Origin of the sequence: Lentibacillus halodurans (genome assembly GCF_900112045.1) — a bacterium.
Classification (GTDB): Bacteria; Bacillota; Bacilli; order Bacillales; family Amphibacillaceae; genus Lentibacillus; species Lentibacillus halodurans.
Genome location: NZ_FOJW01000003.1, coordinates 215027 through 232299, shown reverse-complemented (window position 1 = coordinate 232299; position 17273 = coordinate 215027). Strand labels below are relative to the sequence as shown.

At 40.3% G+C, this 17273-nt stretch carries 22 protein-coding genes; 4 read left to right on the top strand and 18 right to left on the bottom strand.

The window, feature by feature from the left end; all coding sequences use genetic code 11:
- Positions 1 to 893: 893 nt before the first annotated feature.
- Both BM195_RS05520 and BM195_RS05515 read right to left on the bottom strand, forming a co-directional pair.
- Complete coding sequence (locus BM195_RS05520; protein WP_090234821.1) at positions 894 to 1205, bottom strand: YuiB family protein; 312 nt, start codon at positions 1203 to 1205, stop codon at positions 894 to 896.
- A gap of 98 nt (positions 1206 to 1303) precedes the next feature.
- The gene (locus BM195_RS05515; RefSeq protein ID WP_090234817.1) at positions 1304 to 2527 is read right to left on the bottom strand and encodes an NAD(P)/FAD-dependent oxidoreductase; all 1224 of its coding nucleotides are present in this window, start codon (positions 2525 to 2527) and stop codon (positions 1304 to 1306) included.
- Positions 2528 to 2805: 278 nt separating this feature from the next.
- Between BM195_RS05515 and BM195_RS05510 the strand changes: the two genes are divergently transcribed.
- Positions 2806 to 3792, top strand: a complete 987-nt coding sequence (locus tag BM195_RS05510) for an NAD(P)/FAD-dependent oxidoreductase (protein ID WP_090234814.1) — start codon at positions 2806 to 2808, stop codon at positions 3790 to 3792.
- 214 nt (positions 3793 to 4006) lie between these two features.
- Here BM195_RS05510 and BM195_RS05505 read toward each other — a convergent pair whose 3' ends face one another.
- From BM195_RS05505 to BM195_RS05495, 3 genes are all read right to left on the bottom strand, one after another.
- Positions 4007 to 4363, bottom strand: a complete 357-nt coding sequence (locus BM195_RS05505; protein WP_090234810.1) for a HesB/IscA family protein — start codon at positions 4361 to 4363, stop codon at positions 4007 to 4009.
- A 122-nt stretch (positions 4364 to 4485) separates the two neighbouring features.
- Positions 4486 to 5355 carry a diaminopimelate epimerase gene (gene dapF / locus BM195_RS05500; RefSeq protein WP_090234804.1) on the bottom strand — a complete coding sequence of 290 codons (870 nt, stop codon included), beginning with the start codon at positions 5353 to 5355 and terminating at the stop codon, positions 4486 to 4488.
- An 18-nt stretch (positions 5356 to 5373) separates the two neighbouring features.
- Positions 5374 to 5700, bottom strand: coding sequence for a YuzD family protein (locus BM195_RS05495; RefSeq protein WP_090234799.1), 327 nt, complete (start codon positions 5698 to 5700; stop codon positions 5374 to 5376).
- 148 nt (positions 5701 to 5848) lie between these two features.
- Between BM195_RS05495 and BM195_RS05490 the strand changes: the two genes are divergently transcribed.
- Entirely contained in the window at positions 5849 to 6073 is a 225-nt protein-coding gene (locus BM195_RS05490; protein WP_090234795.1) for a NifU family protein, read from the top strand.
- Between the two features lie 48 nt (positions 6074 to 6121).
- On the opposite strand, the gene BM195_RS05485 is transcribed toward BM195_RS05490, so the two are convergent.
- Together BM195_RS05485 and BM195_RS05480 are read right to left on the bottom strand one after the other, a co-directional pair.
- On the bottom strand, positions 6122 to 7090 hold the full coding sequence (locus BM195_RS05485) for a 2-hydroxyacid dehydrogenase (RefSeq protein WP_090234793.1): 969 nt from the start codon (positions 7088 to 7090) through the stop codon (positions 6122 to 6124).
- Positions 7091 to 7371: 281 nt separating this feature from the next.
- The gene (locus BM195_RS05480; RefSeq protein ID WP_244535674.1) at positions 7372 to 8346 is read right to left on the bottom strand and encodes a protein kinase family protein; all 975 of its coding nucleotides are present in this window, start codon (positions 8344 to 8346) and stop codon (positions 7372 to 7374) included.
- Between the two features lie 80 nt (positions 8347 to 8426).
- Between BM195_RS05480 and BM195_RS05475 the strand changes: the two genes are divergently transcribed.
- Positions 8427 to 8939: a phosphatidylglycerophosphatase A family protein gene (locus BM195_RS05475; RefSeq protein ID WP_090234787.1), complete on the top strand. Its 513-nt coding sequence runs from the start codon at positions 8427 to 8429 to the stop codon at positions 8937 to 8939.
- Positions 8940 to 9054: 115 nt separating this feature from the next.
- Here the strand turns inward: BM195_RS05475 and BM195_RS05470 are convergent, their stop codons facing one another.
- Positions 9055 to 9825, bottom strand: coding sequence for a TIGR01457 family HAD-type hydrolase (locus tag BM195_RS05470; RefSeq protein WP_090234781.1), 771 nt, complete (start codon positions 9823 to 9825; stop codon positions 9055 to 9057).
- Positions 9826 to 9877: 52 nt separating this feature from the next.
- Positions 9878 to 10315: a DUF86 domain-containing protein gene (locus BM195_RS05465; protein ID WP_090234777.1), complete on the bottom strand. Its 438-nt coding sequence runs from the start codon at positions 10313 to 10315 to the stop codon at positions 9878 to 9880.
- Positions 10316 to 10429: 114 nt separating this feature from the next.
- Between BM195_RS05465 and BM195_RS05460 the strand changes: the two genes are divergently transcribed.
- Positions 10430 to 10699, top strand: a complete 270-nt coding sequence (locus BM195_RS05460; protein WP_090234774.1) for an SAV0927 family protein — start codon at positions 10430 to 10432, stop codon at positions 10697 to 10699.
- A gap of 35 nt (positions 10700 to 10734) precedes the next feature.
- On the opposite strand, the gene BM195_RS05455 is transcribed toward BM195_RS05460, so the two are convergent.
- From BM195_RS05455 to BM195_RS05415, 9 genes are all read right to left on the bottom strand, one after another.
- Positions 10735 to 11409, bottom strand: coding sequence for a hypothetical protein (locus BM195_RS05455; RefSeq protein ID WP_090234770.1), 675 nt, complete (start codon positions 11407 to 11409; stop codon positions 10735 to 10737).
- A 182-nt stretch (positions 11410 to 11591) separates the two neighbouring features.
- Positions 11592 to 11801: a hypothetical protein gene (locus BM195_RS05450; RefSeq protein ID WP_090234766.1), complete on the bottom strand. Its 210-nt coding sequence runs from the start codon at positions 11799 to 11801 to the stop codon at positions 11592 to 11594.
- 21 nt (positions 11802 to 11822) lie between these two features.
- Positions 11823 to 12332, bottom strand: coding sequence for a hypothetical protein (locus BM195_RS05445; protein ID WP_139223974.1), 510 nt, complete (start codon positions 12330 to 12332; stop codon positions 11823 to 11825).
- 22 nt (positions 12333 to 12354) lie between these two features.
- Positions 12355 to 13026, bottom strand: a complete 672-nt coding sequence (locus BM195_RS05440) for a Tad domain-containing protein (protein WP_090234758.1) — start codon at positions 13024 to 13026, stop codon at positions 12355 to 12357.
- Positions 13023 to 13424 carry a TadE/TadG family type IV pilus assembly protein gene (locus BM195_RS05435; RefSeq protein WP_090234755.1) on the bottom strand — a complete coding sequence of 134 codons (402 nt, stop codon included), beginning with the start codon at positions 13422 to 13424 and terminating at the stop codon, positions 13023 to 13025. Before BM195_RS05435 ends, BM195_RS05440 begins: the two co-directional genes overlap by 4 nt.
- 78 nt (positions 13425 to 13502) lie before the next feature.
- Positions 13503 to 14333: a hypothetical protein gene (locus BM195_RS05430; RefSeq protein ID WP_090234752.1), complete on the bottom strand. Its 831-nt coding sequence runs from the start codon at positions 14331 to 14333 to the stop codon at positions 13503 to 13505.
- A gap of 32 nt (positions 14334 to 14365) precedes the next feature.
- Positions 14366 to 15607: a hypothetical protein gene (locus tag BM195_RS05425; RefSeq protein WP_090234750.1), complete on the bottom strand. Its 1242-nt coding sequence runs from the start codon at positions 15605 to 15607 to the stop codon at positions 14366 to 14368.
- 16 nt (positions 15608 to 15623) lie between these two features.
- Positions 15624 to 16340 (bottom strand): hypothetical protein, encoded by a 717-nt coding sequence (locus tag BM195_RS05420; RefSeq protein WP_090234748.1) that lies wholly within the window; start codon positions 16338 to 16340, stop codon positions 15624 to 15626.
- Between the two features lie 53 nt (positions 16341 to 16393).
- On the bottom strand, positions 16394 to 17221 hold the full coding sequence (locus BM195_RS05415) for a hypothetical protein (RefSeq protein WP_090234745.1): 828 nt from the start codon (positions 17219 to 17221) through the stop codon (positions 16394 to 16396).
- Positions 17222 to 17273: the final 52 nt, after the last annotated feature.

Here is a 17273-nt window from a genome sequence, read left to right as displayed (position 1 = left end):
TGCAATAGAAGTTCCTGCAACCGTCAATCTGATGACTGCCTACTTGGACAGTGTTACCAAATAATATATTTATATACGTTTCAATTTTAAATATATTTCTGAATATTAAACCACACATCCTTGAACAAAGAGGTCAAACAGCTATCATAAAAACCAGTAAAAAAGAGGCTGGACACAATGAAAACTTTCCACGCTAAAGACGAAGATTACAGACAGGGCAGGAAATGCAGCATTTGACTTTTTCAAACAGTTACATCCTTATTCATCGTTGATAAAGACTGCGAACGCGTGACAATTTGTCTTGGTGCAGCCTTCCTTCCATTCTGATGTTAGTGGCGTGCGATCATTCGCTCCAGCAGCATACTGCGCTTTCCATGGGCACGGCCTCAGCCTTCTCGGAAAGCAAAGACCTCTTCCGTGCGGGGTCTTCGGCTCGTGCTGTTCCCATAGGAGTCTCCGTATGCTGCTTTCGCTCATGTTGGGTGCTGATGGTTGGAAGAAAAGAACTTTATAGAACGATATTGATTGAACTTGCTGTCACCTTATGAGAACACGATTCTAAGCTGCGGAAAAGTGCAACACGCCTGGGGGAATAGCGCGAGGAAGATCCACTTTGCCAAGTGGTTTTCTTACCAAAGTTAGCTGAGGCTGTGCCCCGGAAAGGGCGTATTTTTCCGCAGCGACAATCATGCATTCACCAACAAAAGCATGGAAAAAAGCAAATCTAAGACCAAGTGACTTCTCCGTTTATCGATCATTCGCAATAAATTTTCAAACATCCCTCAAAAGATAAATCCGAACTGTTCCCATCATAGTGGAATCATCGTTCGGATGTATCTTTGGCTAATATACTTTTGTCCCGGCTTCGTTCTGCGGCAGTCGGCAGTCGATCATTAAAACATTTGGTACCCGCTTCTGCGTAACAATCTGATTACAAAACCGGAAACAATTGTCCCGATAAAACCCGCCAGAAGAATCGTTATATCCGCAGCAGTTATGTTGGTTAATCTGGAGAAAGCTTGCGCAAATGATTCCCCCGGCGATGTAAAATATTCCACAGTGGAAATGTCATCAACAATGATTAAAACAATGAACGGATAAATAACCGCCAGCAGCCATGTACGACGTAATAGCATGTTTAATATAAATGCCAGACCAAAAAATATAACAAAAAACAATAAAATAGAAACAATAAATTGGATCAACGCTGTATCTCCCTTCACCTCTACATCCAGCCCTTATTTTATAACAAAAATAAGAAAAAGCAAAGACAAGTATACAGCCTCTTCCCCATTAATGCATGTCAATTAAAAATATTAAACTTGCTTTTTCGAATTAGCAGGTTGAACCCACCCAATTTCAGCAAATAGCGGTTATCAATCACTTTTTTCATGAGAGCAGCCTTCCAGCCGAATATTTTACGATTATTTAAAATATCACCTATTGCATCCGTATGCCCAAGGGATACGACTGTTCCAAGCAGTTTCGGCTCAAATGTTTCAAGTTCCTCACTTTCTTCTTGAATAAGCGCTCTAATATTATTCGCGACAGTATCAGACGCTTGAATCGCAATTTGTGCAGTCGGCGAATAAGCTTCGCCGGTATCCCTATTTATAATCATTGCGCAATCACCGATTGCAAACACATCATCATAATCCGGTGCACGCATATCATGAGACACTTTTATACTACCCTGGTGATGCTCGAAACCGGATTTCTCAACAATTGAATTAGCATGTACACCTGCTGCCCAAATCGTTGTATATGTTGGGATTTCCACTCTTTTTCCATCTTTTTCATATATGACATGATCAGAAGCGCATTCTTTTAACGTCGCATCAGTGATAAATTCAACACCGCGTGATTCGAGTGAATTCATGGCGTATTCTACAAGCTGCTTATCAAAATCGGACAACACGGTAGGTGAACGCTCGATATTAATAATGCGTACCATTGTTTTATGAATATCATATTCTTCACAAAGTTCCGGAATTCGATTTACCAGCTCACCTAAAAATTGAATTCCTGTCAATCCACCGCCGCCAACCACGATATTGAGTCTGCCCGGATTTTTTTCATCCTCGTGATGATACATCGCAAAATTATATTCCACATGTTCCTTAATCAGACGGGCGCTATTGATATTTCTGATGGTAAATGCATGTTCCTCTATACCAGGTGTTCCAAATGTTGTTGCTTCAAATCCTAAACCAATGACAAGGATATCGTAAAGTAATTCGCCATTTTCCAATTTAACCTTTTTTTCTTCAGGCTTTATCGAAACAACCGTATCCAATACGAATTCAGTTTTCTGCATGTTCATAATATCCTTAATAGGGATTCGTGATCGATCGTGGTGCAGTGTACCGGCTGCGTTTTCATGCAGCCAAGTTGTTTGGTAATGATAATCATATTTATTTACAAGCGTTAATGTTGCTTCTTGACCGGATAACATCTTTTCCAGCTTTACTGCTGTCATGATGCCTCCATACCCGGCACCTAAAATAACAATATGCGGCTTCCCCATGCTTTCATCACTTCCATCTATAAAAGGTTCTATCTAATAATGATCTATAAAATGAAAAACGTTGTTCACATTTTTGTAACACTGCTGTAATCCATTGCATATCATATGTGTTTTTCCAACATGTTTCAAGACAAACTGTTAATTCACGACAACTTTGATTTTTCTTAATTTTAATCATCTGCAGTCCTATTCACTTTCAGGATGCATCAATACACATATCTTGTCTGTTTATGATACGATAGGCGTGGTGTATTAAAAATATAAATGGGGGGACATCCATGACAGATAAAGTTTACGATGTGACCATTATTGGAGCTGGTCCCACTGGCTTATTCACTGCATTTTATGGTGGAATGCGCCAGGCAAGTGTGAAAATAATGGAAAGTTTACCACATACTGGCGGGCAATTGACAGCCTTGTATCCAGAGAAATATATTTATGATGTTGCCGGATTCCCGAAAGTTCGTGCTCAGGATTTAGTAGATAACCTTGAGGAACAGGCAAAGATGTTCGACCCGACGATTGTGCTGGAACAATCCGTTGAAAAAGTGGAACGCCTTGACGACGATACATTCAAATTAACGTCCAATAAAGGTGACGAACACTATACCAGGACGATTATTATTACGGCAGGCAACGGCGCATTTCAGCCGCGCCGTCTGAACGTTGACGGCTGTGACCAATTCGAAGGAGTCAATTTACATTATCATGTCAAAGATATCAGCGCCTACCAAGGACAGAACGTCATGCTGCTCGGTGGTGGTGATTCTGCAGTAGATTGGGCACTAATGCTCGAACCAATCGCCAGCAAAGTCACACTGGTTCACCGACGCGATAAATTCAGGGCACACGAGCATAGTGTGGAACAATTAATGAACTCCAGTATTGAGATTGCAACACCTTATATCCCAACTGTGATCAGCGGCGCCGATGCGATCGAAAAAGTGACGTTAAGTGAGGTTAAAGGGGATACTACATTTGACGTCGAGGTCGATTCAGTACTCTGTAATTATGGGTTTGTATCATCTCTTGGATCCATCAAAGACTGGGGACTCAACATCGAAAAAAATAGTATTATCGTCAATTCTCGAATGGAAACCAACATCCCTGGAATATATGCAGCCGGTGATATCACGACTTATCCCGGAAAAGTGAATCTGATCGCTACCGGATTCGGGGAAGGCCCGACAGCGATTAACAATGCTAAACAATACATTGATCCTAAAGCACGTATCCAGCCAAAACACTCGACTGCGATGTTTTAAGTAACAAAGCTTATTTAGTAAAGATTGTTGTTTGTGCCTGAAGAACACAGAGGGAAATATGCTCGCTCTCTCCTCGCTCGCACTCGCCACAGGGGCTCGATTGGCTCGTTTTTCCGCAGGATTCTCGCAGATTTCCCTCTGCTAAATGATCTTTTTAGAAAAACAGCCAAAACAAAAAACCAGGGCGCCTTACGCAGACGCTCTGGATTTTTTATTAGCATTTCTCCGGTATACCTTCACGTTGTTTTGCTCTAAATGACGACCCACAGCCGCATGATACAATGGCGTTCGGATTATCAATTGAAAATCCGCCGCCCATCATGTTTTGTTTGAAGTCAATTGTCGTTCCTTCGATAATGGGTATGTCCTGTTTATGAATCACGACCGGAATGCCATTTATATCTTCAACCATATCCAACTCTTCATTAACATTGTATTCAAATCCTAATGAATACGACAGTCCGCTGCAGCCGCCTCCCTTTATACCAAAACGCAGACGGGCACCTGCTTCTTCTTCCTTCATCATTTCCTTAACCTGATCTGCCGCTCCTTCTGTGATTGAAATAACCATATTTTACGTCCTCCTCTTATTTTAAGATGAGTCAATTCAATTGTTACTACCAAGTATACAAACTATCAAAAAGCGATTCAATGATGACACCTTGAAACATTTACACGTAACGTTTAAAATCATCAGCCGGTTCTAACTTGATCATAGTAAAATTCCCCGGCTGCAATCACTTCTGCTCCACCCGTCATCCAGACATTGCCGTCTTTTGACCATTCAATCCTCAGGTCACCACCTGCAAGATGTACTGTAAACGCGTTTCCCCGCGCAACCTTTCCGTTCAAAACAGCGGCAACAACTGCAGCACACGCCCCGGTGCCACATGCCTGGGTTACACCTGAACCACGTTCCCAGACCCGGAAGTTTAACTCTTTTGGCGATACCACCTCAATAAACTCCACGTTTACACCGTCAGGAAAACGGGCGTCTGATTCAATTACCGGTCCGAGCTCGTATAATGGGGCTTTATCAATGTCTTCCACAAAAAACACCGCGTGTGGATTTCCCATTGATACCGCAGTTAATTCCAATACTGAATCGGCTGCATCAAACCGTTCGGCAACTACTTCAGGAGTGTCATTCCCTGTCATTGGAATCAGCGAACGTTTCAATACCGGCTCTCCCATATTGACCGTTATCTCCCGTACTGCACCGGAATCCGCCAATACTTTTGCCTCAACTATGTTGGCACGTGTCTCAATCTTGAATCGATTCTGGTTAACGATATCATGTTCAAAAGCATATTTCGCAACACAGCGCAGCCCATTTCCGCAACTTTTGGCTTCAGACCCATCTTTGTTAAAAATTCGCATCCCAACATCCGCCACTTCACTCGGATGAATCAGAATCAATCCGTCCGATCCGATGCCGGTGTGAATATCCGAAACCTTTCGTGCCAAATCCGGTATTCCTTCTTCCTTCAACTCAACTTGAAACAAATCAATATAAATATAATTATTTCCGAGTCCGTGCATTTTGGTAAATGGTACTTTCATCTCAAAACCTCATTCTTTCTATGATTTAACGACTGCTCCATTTTTGTCCAGTTCCCGATAAACCGTTTTTAATCTTGGAATGCCTTCTGCAACAATTTCGTCATTAACCAGTACAAGCGGATAAAAGAACTCATCTTGCAGAATACGCACTGCCAGTTGCTGATGTTTTTCATCATTTGGAGGCTGTTCAATATCGATATACGCATACGAAATGTTATCATCAATATATTTTCTGCCGATTGCAGCCTGCAGCCACTCATAGGTGTCCCATGAACCTGGTGCACCGACACAGCTTGCACAAATCTGCTCTGTCCCATAAACCGTAATCAGGATATCGTTATCCATTTCCGCTCCCCCCTTCACCTTTTCGTTAATTTTATTTTACAAAAAGCATGATTAAAGATAAAATAAAACTAACTAATGGGTTTAAAATAATGGATAGATTTTTTCAGAAATTCATCTATAATGATACAAAGAAAGGAGAAGATGGATAATGCAAGAACAGGTACAAGAAGTATTAACCAAACTGCGTCCATTTTTACTGCGTGATGGTGGCGATGTAGAGCTGGTTGATGTAGATGATGATGGTATTGTACTTATTCGTCTTATGGGTGCTTGCGGTAACTGTCCAAGTTCCACGATTACATTAAAAGCCGGAATCGAACGTGCGCTTAGATCTGAAGTTCCAGGCGTCACAGAAATTGAACAAGTATTTTAAATGAGACATGACATATATCAAAGGCAGACAAACCGATGTCTGCCTTTTTTATCTAACCGGGGTGATGGGCTGCTCTCCATGCAATACTGCTTTCAGGTTATCCAGACAAAGTTCAAGCATTCTTGTCCGGGTATCCACACTAGCTGAACCAATATGCGGGAGACAGATAACACTATCCAGCTTCATAAGCGGGTGGTCTGGTGCAATCGGTTCCTGATCAAACACGTCTAGTCCGGCTGTTCGGATTTCCTCGTTTACCAATGCATCATACAATGCCTGTTCGTCCACCGCTCCACCACGGGATACATTGACAAAAACAGCGGATGGTTTCATGTTCCGGAAGGCGTCCTGATCAAACATTTTCTTTGTCTCATCCGTTAAAGGCACGAGTGATACAACAAAATCTGCTTCCTGAAGAAGACCGGTGAAACCTCTATAAGCAGCACCCAATTCCCGTTCTGCACTTTCCTTTCTTGAACGGTTATGATACAGAATGGACATGCCGAAACCTTTCGCGCGTCTGGCCACTGCTTCGCCAATTCTGCCCATGCCGACAATACCGATTTTTTTGCCATAAATATCAGATCCAGCCAGCAAATAAGGTGACCAATGCTCCCATTTTCCTTTGCGAATATAATCGGTAGCTTCCACGATCCGTCGTGCAGCAGCCACCAATAAGGCAAATGCCAAATCAGCCGTGGTTTCTGTCAGGACGTCAGGGGTATTCGTCACAACCACACCATGTTCACGAGCAGCTTCCACATCGATATTGTCGTAGCCGACCGCCATATTTGCCACCACTTTCAAATGCTTGGCAGCGTCAAGAAGTTCCTTGTCAACCTTTTCTGTTAGCAAGCATAATATACCATCAGCCGACTTAACTTCACGTAACAGAACATCCCGTGGCACAGGTTCTTCTTCCTGATCCCACATACGAACGTCGAATGAATCCTCATATGGCTTTAATACGTGATCCGGAATTTTTCTGGTTACATAAATAACAGGTTTCACGTTCATCACTCCAGTGTCATTGTCAATTGGTTTGTCCCGCATATAACTAGCAGTTTTTATCTTGCGGTTTGTACACATACTGCAAGCAGGATTAACTGCCAGGCAGGCTAAGTTCGTCACGTCCCCCTATGACAACGCCTTCACTGGCACGTCCTTTGCATCGTAAATGCCCGATTTGTTCGGGCCTGCACGATACAGTCACAAAGGCGTTGCAGCAACACGATGTTGGCATTTAGCCTTTGTTCCACTTATTAGCGGTAAACAGCGACCGCTTAATGAAGTTTCACTTACAGCCAGTGTAACACAGGTATCTGCAAATCTTTACAATCAATTCCTGCATTTTCAAAAAATGATCCCAATCTTTTTTCATAGACAGGCTGCCATTCCAATAGAGCTGAAAGATCTGCATAAACCGTTTCAGATTGATCAGCCGAAAATCCGCGTTCGATCATATCAAATAAATGAATCGGATATAACAATCGTGCATATAATAAACGCCAGCTGAAAATGGATAAAGGCCGCACACGCTGATAATCAGCCAAAAATTTCTGTATCTGCGTCATAGGGTCTTTCTTTTCCAGTAATTTAATTCGGATATATTCCGCCAAATCGCGTGAAGGGTGATCATAAGCAAGATCGGTCACCCATAAGGCGCGATGTTTAAATTGTCCATTGTATCTCCTGAAAACGATGGTGCCCTGATCAGCCTCATGAAATCGTGGCTCAGACTCAGTTTCCTGCATATACTGAATGGCATTTTCACTTATGCCAATTACATACGGCAAGGAATCCATCAGTAGCCTGTAATAAGCATTCGGATGATCATCTGCCTCTGTTTCGATCTTTTTCTCGAATGCGGTGATCTTATCGATCCATAGCGTTTTCCATTGACCATAGCTTGAAATGGTCTGTGGTTCGTATTGATAAGCCGCCCCGGTCAGATGAAATGCTGCCAGCTGCTCTCCATGCCGGCTATTGTTTGCAGGTATTGTATGGTCTGCCCGCAGTACCATGTAATAATGATCGTTGTATTTCGTATACCATTCACCCTGGCTGTTCGGCACTGGTATCGCTATTTGCGGGCAATGATTTTCATATAAATAATATGCCAGTGCTGCTTGTTCCATATGTATGATTTCCTTCTGTTTGGCAGAAATGGTAAAATAAACATAATTCGAATCCATAAAGCCTTCCGCGCCGTACCATACTGTTTTTTTCTGAGCTTGAATGCCATAATACGCTGCCAGAAAATCTCTCAACACGGTCACTCCTTTCATCCTTCTACTTTACTATATGTTTGGAAGTGTACCATCTTAACAATTTTTTAGAAAAAGGTGATAGCATGACTAATAATACGAATAAAACCGAATTAGAAGTTAAGGCACGGGAATGGCTGTCAGAACGCGGTGTTACTGTTCAAGATATTGCAGATCTTGTATATTACCTACAGTCTAAATACCATGATGATTTGAATATGGATACCTGCCAGCATAATGTGAATCAAGTATTGAAAAAACGTGAAGTACAAAATGCCATTTTAACCGGTATCCAATTGGATAAACTTGCCGAACAAAACAAGCTTGATCAACCGCTGCAAAAGACAATCGAAATCGATGAAAGTTTGTATGGAATCGATGAAATTGTGGCGTTTTCGATTGTCAATGTGTATGGGTCGATCGGGTTTACCAATTATGGCTATATTGATAAACAAAAACCAGGGATCCTTGAACATTTGAATGATAAATCGACAGGGGAATGCCACACATTTCTTGATGATATTGTCGGTGCTATTGCCGCAGCTGCCTCAAGCCGTCTCGCCCACGCCACAGCGGATGACGAGCTGGTGGATGACTAGGGCTACTGGGTTGTCCGCGCATCATTTCAAAAACCATGTGACAATGATCGGATTTTTAAAGCGTTGAAATAACCGATTTCAGTAGGGAAAAACTGCTCCATGACGGGGCAGTTTTTTAAATATATGGCATCCAATCACTTAAATGTTGTACATGATAGGAAGGTTTCTGTCGGAGAGTTTGGTAATCACTGTAGGTGGTCACACCGGTAAACACCATCAGCGTATCGATACCGCTGTTTATCCCCGCAAGAATATCCGTTTGGTAGTTATCACCAACCATCAATGTCTCCTGCCTGTAAGCTCCAAGTTGTTCTAACGCCTGTTCCATGATAATGGATTCGGGCTTACCGATAAACAGCGGCTGCTTCCCGGTGCTGACTGTCACCACTGAAGTGAGAGCGCCATTACCAGGCTCCAGGCCGCGTTCGGTCGGCAGTGCGACATCACCGTTTGTGGAAATGAAGGTGGCGCCATTGCGGACTTCCCGACAGGCTTTTGATAATTTTTCATAATTGATTTCCCTATCAATCCCCAATACAACAACATCACAATCCGTATCAGCGACAATATGACCTTCTCTTTCCATGGCGTCATACAAACCTTCTTCACCAATCACATAACAACGTGCATGCCTTTTTAGCTGTTTAATGTGCTTGGCCGTTGCCATACTTGAAGTAAAAACATGTTCAGGAGCAGAGCGGATATTCATCTTCTCTAATTTATCAGAAACTTGTGCTTGGGTTTTGGACGAATTATTCGTTAAAAATAAGTACGGAATGCCTTTTGAAGCCAATCTATCGACAAATTCACCGGCAAACTCAATGGGCTCATCTCCCCGATATATCGTTCCGTCCAAATCGATTAAATACGCATGGTAGTTTTTCATATGCTCTGACACCTTCTTAACGCATTCATTTTTGCTGATTGTCTCTCTATGTTTATTCATTGGTAAAGGCATTGGCAACACCCAGCTCACTGTCAAGGTAGGTTCTGATACGTGAACTGAATTGATCCAATGTACGTTTACGGGTTCGCATCGTTTCAGCTAATGTGTCATGGTCAATCTGCAAATAATCTTTGACCACCATTCTTCTCAGCCCGATAACCGCTTTATAATCCTCCTCCTCATGTCTGAGAAGAACCTTTTCATCAATCAGTATATCGATGATGTCGTCAAAACTGCCCGGATCACGCATAATAAAACCGTCAATCATCATATTCCCGACATCCAGCATGGACTCGATCACCATATGTACAGTGCGTTCGAGATATAACTTATCCGCAAATGTATGAAATGAATGTCTTCCGATTTCATTCAGCAGCTTTTCCATATAGGTTAATGTTTCTTCTATCTTCTTCCGCTCGACAAAGTACATGACGAACCCCTCCAAACGCATGCTATATTTATCATACCACATGAAAAAATGAACAAAGAAGCAAAACATGATATAGTATGGGAAATATCTATTTTACAATCGGGGTGAATGATAATGAGTAATCATTTTGAATTCTTGAAAGACGAAACGGTAACACGAGAAATTAGATATATCAGTTTTATGAGCAGTCTGAAACGGTATGATTTCGCGTTTATGAAGAACGAGGAAAATCCCGGCAAGTATACCGTCATCAATTTACAAAAAAACCGCTTTGCCGTTCTGGGAAAAGATGACTTATCAAAAAAAGGGGATATTGAACATACCTTTCATGAATCACAAATGGAAGCTGATGAAATCCGGAAATTTTTGAAGGAAGTACTGTGAAAAGATAGGGAAGATGCTGGATGGTATCTTCCTTGTTATGACGTCGGGTTCCTATGTCGAAAATTATAGTGATAATATAAGACCGGCTCCTCGGTCGTAAAGGAATATTGACTCCAAATATGGTCACTTGTCTCTTCTGTCTTAACCATCTTTAATTCACCGGGATCAAGTTTCATAATCTTAGAATCTATAACCTTTATTTCTTCCTGATCATTATTAGCTGCGTGGATTTTGATCTGCATCTCTTTCGGCTGATTCAAATTATTTCTTACATAGAACACGTTATGATACTGTTCATCACAACCTCTTCTTCTCAGACAATCTCTCTCCGAACGGACTAGGACTAACGAAACATCCTCATTCCCTGGAGTATCCGCCATTGCACTCACCGCATTATTCAAGGTTACAGTATAAGCCATTTTTTGTCCGAGCGACATAAACCACATGAAAAAAATCAGCATCACACCAGCCAGTACACCGGAATAGATCCATATCGCCTTTGGATTATGGAGAGATTTCGGCAGGTTTTTACCACGGCTTGTAAGCGTAACAATTATATTTATAATAGCAATAATGACCCAAAGTCCTCCAACTATAATCAATCCTATCATACTTGAATAACCGTTTTGAAAGAATGCCAGATTATAAGCAGATGATAGATAGCCATTTACCACAACATTGCCTGCTGTTATAACGACAAGCAGTATCATGGGCATTTTCCAGTTAATCCGTAATTAGTTAAGTATTTCGATATCTTCCAATAACGCTTTGAAAACAATTTATCCAAGTTATTAACAATGATTTTATATTAGCTTTTTCTACAAGCTGCAATCGTGTCATATCCAGTTATTCGGCCAGATTGCCCGGTTCTTAATTAAATTGCAAACCAGACTTAAACAGCGTCTTTTTCTTCTTTCTCCCGTATAGCACGTATGTGATTTATTCGGGCTAAAGGAAGCCCCACCCCTACAACAATAGCTGTCAATGGAAATCCTCCAGTCCCTGACAGCCACTCAAAAGCCGTTACCGGCACATAAATAGCATATATAAAAACCATTAAGATCAGATAAAATCTTTTCCAACGCTTCTCAGTTTTGGACATTCGTATCACCCCTTACATTGATCAACTTTCTTCCTCAAGCTCTAGATTATGTTCATCAGCCAGATCTTCTATTTTCTTATCTGCTTTTTGTGCCTTTTCTCCTGCTTCCATGAAATTATTATCAGCATCCATAATAATTTCATCGGCTTCCTCTTCACTAATCGATTCATTCACCATCTTTTCCAGGACATCATATTTCATTTGAAACGCTTCATACCAGGTGTCAACTTGATCAGATCTTAATGAATGATATTCTTTTACAACATTTGACTCAGGCTCCTGTGAATCCATATAATCCTTAATTTCGTTCACAAGTGGCAGTAATTCATTGGTTTGAATATCAAGTGCTTCCTCAAAAGACGCTGAACTTAGTGATTTTTCACTAAGAGTGTTGATTTCCGTTATTTTACTGTTCACATGATCAACATAACCATTGTGGTAATCCATTAATTCTTCTGTCTCTGCTGAGGTACATGCAGCAAGCAGCAATAATACTGCTATACATCCAAACAACAGTAAATGCCGTTTCATTTTATCATCCTTTTCAAAAATATTAATCGAGTGCAATCACTTGATCCCCGTCCCAAACTACATCCAGAAAATCAATTTTAGGACCTGCCGACTCTTGATAAACATTTTCCTGTATTCCTTCCATATATCCATCAAATGAAACGGATTCCAGTTCATTAGCAGCACGTACATGAAAACGGTCGTTCCGTATGGTCAATTGTGCGCCTTCTAATACGCCTTCATTGGCAACAATAGCATTCTTAGTTGTATTGATGACTTCTGTTTCAATATCTTCATCTTCCAGCAATTCAATTAATTTACTTCTTACAACGTCTTTATTAAGTTCCTCTGATAAAACCTGGTCGAACGCTTCCAACTCTATTTCATTTGATGTCCAATCAGCATAATTTCCCATGCTCGATAATTCCTCTACCCTTTCATCTACCATCTGATCGATATCCTCGAAAAACGTCTGAAGGGCTCCTTCCAAAGTTTCATCCTCATATTCATATACAACCCGTTGGACTTCCTCATATAATACACTGGATGCTGCCATGCTTGCCTGCTGTACAGTGGTTCCCGATTGTTCCTTTGTAGCCAAAGCACCGCCAAGGTTCACAACAAAAATCAGTAAAATCATAATGAGGCTTAACATACCGAGTACAAACAGTGCAATGTTACCGTCTTCGTTCTGAAACCGTTGCTTCAGCATCATTCAATCACCCTGCTGCTGGCTGTTGCTGCATATGGGATGGAGGGAACTTGATACCCAAATAATTCTCTGGGTAAAAAAACGAGACGTATATTTACATTGGCTTCAGCAGTAAACTTTTTATTTCCAAGGTTAGATCCCGTAACACCCTGATTTTGCAAGTAACTACCGGTAGTTGAAAGAATGTTGTTAGCCGCCGTACTTGCCTCACTGTCACTATTGGTTATAGAATACACTTTTGCGTATTCATTAGCTGCAGACTGTGTAACTAAAACACCATTAATTCCCACAATAAACTGCCAAATAATCATGAGTAATAGCAAAGCTAATGGTAAAATCCCCAAAAATTCAATTGTAGCCGAGCCGTCTTCATTTTTAAATTTTCTTTTCCATCGTTTCATTGATTAAACAACTCCTGTGTATCGAAATACCGAGCAGACCAGAAACGTTACGATCGTTTTTATAATTCCTGCATTGATTTAACCCAGAGTTGGATACCTTAGATTCTTGATTAATGACTTGTTGGATTCTTTCTGTCTTTTTATATAGTCCTCTTGTACTGTCTTCATAAATTGTTCTTTTGACAGTTGATCTAAATTATCCACATAAGTAGCCTCATCAAGGGACGATTTTAACATATCCTTCCCACGTGAAAATTCCTCGATATATTGTTTAACCTCCTCGAAATTAACTATACTTTTAATGGTTTCATTTTGATTAATTATTTGATTTAAAGATGCAAAAAAATCAACAGATTTATAGGATATTTGCCCCTGAGTAAACTGAATATAATCCATTTCAGCATGAAAGTCATGTACTTCTTCAACCTCTGGTACGGAGAATTCATTCCCTTCTGTTTCCTTTTTTTCTCTAAACTGTTCGAACTCGTCCATAAGTGCAACCATCCGGTTTTGTAATGAAATAGCATCATTCATTGAGTGGAGACATTGATCAATTATATTTTTTTCATTTGAGGACAATGTTGCATACTCAAGCGTTTTCTCCAAATAAGCTCTTGTTTTGTAAAACCCCTTCATATTAATGTTTTTGCGTTCCATACCAACTTCTTGAATAGCAGCCATCCTATTCATAAGGATGACTAGCCATTCAAATGCTTCTTTATAATCCGCATTGGAAACTTCGGATTGTGTTGACAAGATTCCTATTTCTGTCTTCTGAAACCTCTCATAAAAAGACAAATAAAAATGGGAGCCTTTAAAATATAAATGATTGGGTTCGATCCAATATTTCTCAAATAGTTTTTTATGCTTTTTAGCCCTATTCTGCAGAGTCTCTTCTATCGCTTTCATTTATAGCATTCCTCCACACTTATTGGTTAAACTTATGAGAACCACCCAGTTACAGTATCCCAGGCTTTTTTAGCTGTATCTTTTGTTTTATTCCACATGGCCTTGCCTGTATCTGCCAAGTTTCCTTTCCAATTGTCGGCCACAAACTTAACACCTTTAGATACTGCCCAAACACCTGCTCCGACAGCTACCATACCAGCACCTATTGCCTGACCACCGGGAATAGCAGTTGTAACAACACCTGCATTCATTATGGTATCTCCCAAACTGGCAGTCGCATCTGCAACCGCAGATGTTTTATCAGCTCCTGAGGCATCACTAGTGAGAACATCAACAGCTTTTGCCGATTTAAATCCTGTTTCAAAAGCAGAAATACCCGTTCCTACTGCTGCGGCAGCTATATTAAACTTGGATAAAGCACCAACTGAAGACGCTGGTGGAGTCTTACCGGAAATTTTACTTGATGCACTAGCCAAATCGCCCGCCGTATCAGTTGTCTTTTGAGCATTTCGAATATAGTTGTAGTCCTTAATACCACCAATACCATCAGATACATGCGTATATGTATCATAGGAATCAAAGGCTATATTATCACCAACACCCAGTTTCAGGCCGTTCATAAACACATTTGAGTAAAATCTGCCACCATAATTCATTTTGGCGTTATAGCCCATATCCTGCATATTTTGATAGGTTTGTAGATCACCAATCAGCCCGGCCTGCCCCATCATAATGTCTTTGACAATATATTTACCCACATCATAGCCATAAGGCAGTGATGAAAAGTCCTCAAGTGATGTCGGATCGCCTTCTGTTTCATTTCCACTCGTACCATTTCCATTTGTACCATTTCCATCGAGACTGTCACTATCCGTCCCATTACCTTCGAAGTCAGGTGTCAGCCATGGATTTCCGATACCACCTGGACCATAGCGATAGCCAGGCATGTTCCATGGCCCCCCCGGTGAGGTCCCGTCCCCGGAATATCCATCACTTGACCCTGGATTACCATTCATGCCATCTTGTTGATTCCAATTTTGTCCTGACCAGGGTGCTGGGCTTTCAGTGTCATTACCTTGCCACGAATTGCCTTCCCACGACTCACCTTGCCATTGTAGATCAGTTCCATTCCACGGCGTTCCTTCCCACGATTCACCTTCCCATGGGTTACCGGTCCAAGAATCTACTGCATATACAGCAGGCACAAATACGGGCTGTACAGCAATAATGACAATGGCTAACAAAGCTAAAACTCTTTTTAACAATCGATTCATGCACACACCTGCTCTCTTAACCATCATTTGTATTAGCCTTAACTTCAAGTGTTTCAAGCGCTTCACGCCATTTAAGTATGTATGAAGTCAACATCATAATAACAAAAGGATAAATAATTATATTGAGCGTCATCTGGGTGATAATCTGTGCAGCAAATGAGGATGTAACATTAAATAGCTGATATGTTACGAAAATGCCGAATAAGAGTTCCGCCGATCCTGCCAGTATAACGATTAACATAATTTTAAAGAATTTCTTTTTGCCGATTCGAAACCCTTCTTTAAATGACTTCCAGACAGATTTGCCGTCAAAAACACTTATATATGGTACCGGGAATACCAGTGCAAGGAAAACTAGCCCCGGTAATATTAAAAACATAAAACCTACAGTACTTATGATGGAAACAATACAAGCAAAAACGAATACCGTAAAACCGTTAACCAGAAAATGGTAAATTGAGTTTCGTAAATTGTTTTCAACGCCTTTATATTCGTTATATATGAAACGAATATAAGGTATTTGCGCATAAAGATATAATAGTAGTGTAATAAGACCATAATAAATATCGGCGACTGAATAAATAGCTGAATCATTTGGTGTAATTGCATATATGTAATTTGTCACATATGAATGTACCATCAACAATGGCAGAGTTGTTGTCAGCATAAGTACTAATATTTTTTCGAATTTGCCTGTGTATATTTCCCATGTAAATTTAAGCGGTTTTTCCATGGTATTCTCCTTGTCACTTTTAATCCTTATTATTATGTTAAGTTTAGTGTAGTCTATTTAGGGTATCTCAATAATTTTCGCGTTGATGCGTTTGTCTCTGCTAAGTTTTTATAAAAACCCTTTTTTGCACCTTCAATATGTTCTTCTCTTGTTAATTCTTCCATATTCGATTGGAATTTAACGCTTTCTATACTTTTACGCTGCTCCTCTTCACCTTTTGAAAACTCAACCAGATACCTTTTAACAGCTGTAGTCATATGTTTTTTTACCTCTTGATTATTTATTTTTTTAATATATTTAAATTTAGGGATATATTCATAGATTGCTACAATTTGCCTGTATTGAATATAGTCTAGCTCACCAAGATAATGGGCTGCTTCTTTTAGATCTTGTATCGTAAAGTTTTCTTTTTCTTTATCATGTAATTTCTGATTTTTTTGTTGAAAATCATGATATATTTCGACCAGTCGCTCCTGCAGGCTCGTAATTAATTTGATTCTTTCAAGACAATAATTTAAGACACTTCTGATTTCTTTTGTTAAATCGTTTCCAGCTTCATATAAAACATCCGACAGAAACCTTTCCATTGTAGTAAAGGCATGCATATCAGCACTCGCTTTTTCCCCACCATGAGTCAAAATTAATGTTGTTATCTGTGCATATTCCAATAGTGCATCAAATGCCTCGAGATACTCGTCTCTCCCAGCATGAGAAGTTGGAGAAACTACTGCACAATCGGTAATTTTATTCCATTTGTAATAATTTATAAAAAAATAATCATGATTGTTTATTCGATAGGAACCCGGGTTAATGTTAAACGTTTCGAAAAGTTTTTTATGTTTTTTTGCTTCTTTCGCAACAAGTGGATCATCATACTTCATACCATTCACTCTCTTCAGTCATTGAAATATGGTTAACAGAAATGAGCTATGG

Coding starts and splice junctions, on each gene's coding strand:
- BM195_RS05515 (WP_090234817.1), bottom strand. CDS start 2,527: ATGGGGAAGCCGCATATTGTTATTTTAGGTGCCGGGTATGGAGGCATC.
- BM195_RS05510 (WP_090234814.1), top strand. CDS start 2,806: ATGACAGATAAAGTTTACGATGTGACCATTATTGGAGCTGGTCCCACT.
- BM195_RS05505 (WP_090234810.1), bottom strand. CDS start 4,363: ATGGTTATTTCAATCACAGAAGGAGCGGCAGATCAGGTTAAGGAAATG.
- dapF (WP_090234804.1), bottom strand. CDS start 5,355: ATGAAAGTACCATTTACCAAAATGCACGGACTCGGAAATAATTATATT.
- BM195_RS05495 (WP_090234799.1), bottom strand. CDS start 5,700: ATGGATAACGATATCCTGATTACGGTTTATGGGACAGAGCAGATTTGT.
- BM195_RS05490 (WP_090234795.1), top strand. CDS start 5,849: ATGCAAGAACAGGTACAAGAAGTATTAACCAAACTGCGTCCATTTTTA.
- BM195_RS05485 (WP_090234793.1), bottom strand. CDS start 7,090: ATGAACGTGAAACCTGTTATTTATGTAACCAGAAAAATTCCGGATCAC.
- BM195_RS05475 (WP_090234787.1), top strand. CDS start 8,427: ATGACTAATAATACGAATAAAACCGAATTAGAAGTTAAGGCACGGGAA.
- BM195_RS05470 (WP_090234781.1), bottom strand. CDS start 9,825: ATGAAAAACTACCATGCGTATTTAATCGATTTGGACGGAACGATATAT.
- BM195_RS05465 (WP_090234777.1), bottom strand. CDS start 10,315: ATGTACTTTGTCGAGCGGAAGAAGATAGAAGAAACATTAACCTATATG.
- BM195_RS05460 (WP_090234774.1), top strand. CDS start 10,430: ATGAGTAATCATTTTGAATTCTTGAAAGACGAAACGGTAACACGAGAA.
- BM195_RS05455 (WP_090234770.1), bottom strand. CDS start 11,409: ATGATACTGCTTGTCGTTATAACAGCAGGCAATGTTGTGGTAAATGGC.
- BM195_RS05450 (WP_090234766.1), bottom strand. CDS start 11,801: ATGTCCAAAACTGAGAAGCGTTGGAAAAGATTTTATCTGATCTTAATG.
- BM195_RS05445 (WP_139223974.1), bottom strand. CDS start 12,332: ATGAAACGGCATTTACTGTTGTTTGGATGTATAGCAGTATTATTGCTG.
- BM195_RS05440 (WP_090234758.1), bottom strand. CDS start 13,026: ATGATGCTGAAGCAACGGTTTCAGAACGAAGACGGTAACATTGCACTG.
- BM195_RS05435 (WP_090234755.1), bottom strand. CDS start 13,424: ATGAAACGATGGAAAAGAAAATTTAAAAATGAAGACGGCTCGGCTACA.
- BM195_RS05430 (WP_090234752.1), bottom strand. CDS start 14,333: ATGAAAGCGATAGAAGAGACTCTGCAGAATAGGGCTAAAAAGCATAAA.
- BM195_RS05425 (WP_090234750.1), bottom strand. CDS start 15,607: ATGAATCGATTGTTAAAAAGAGTTTTAGCTTTGTTAGCCATTGTCATT.
- BM195_RS05420 (WP_090234748.1), bottom strand. CDS start 16,340: ATGGAAAAACCGCTTAAATTTACATGGGAAATATACACAGGCAAATTC.
- BM195_RS05415 (WP_090234745.1), bottom strand. CDS start 17,221: ATGAAGTATGATGATCCACTTGTTGCGAAAGAAGCAAAAAAACATAAA.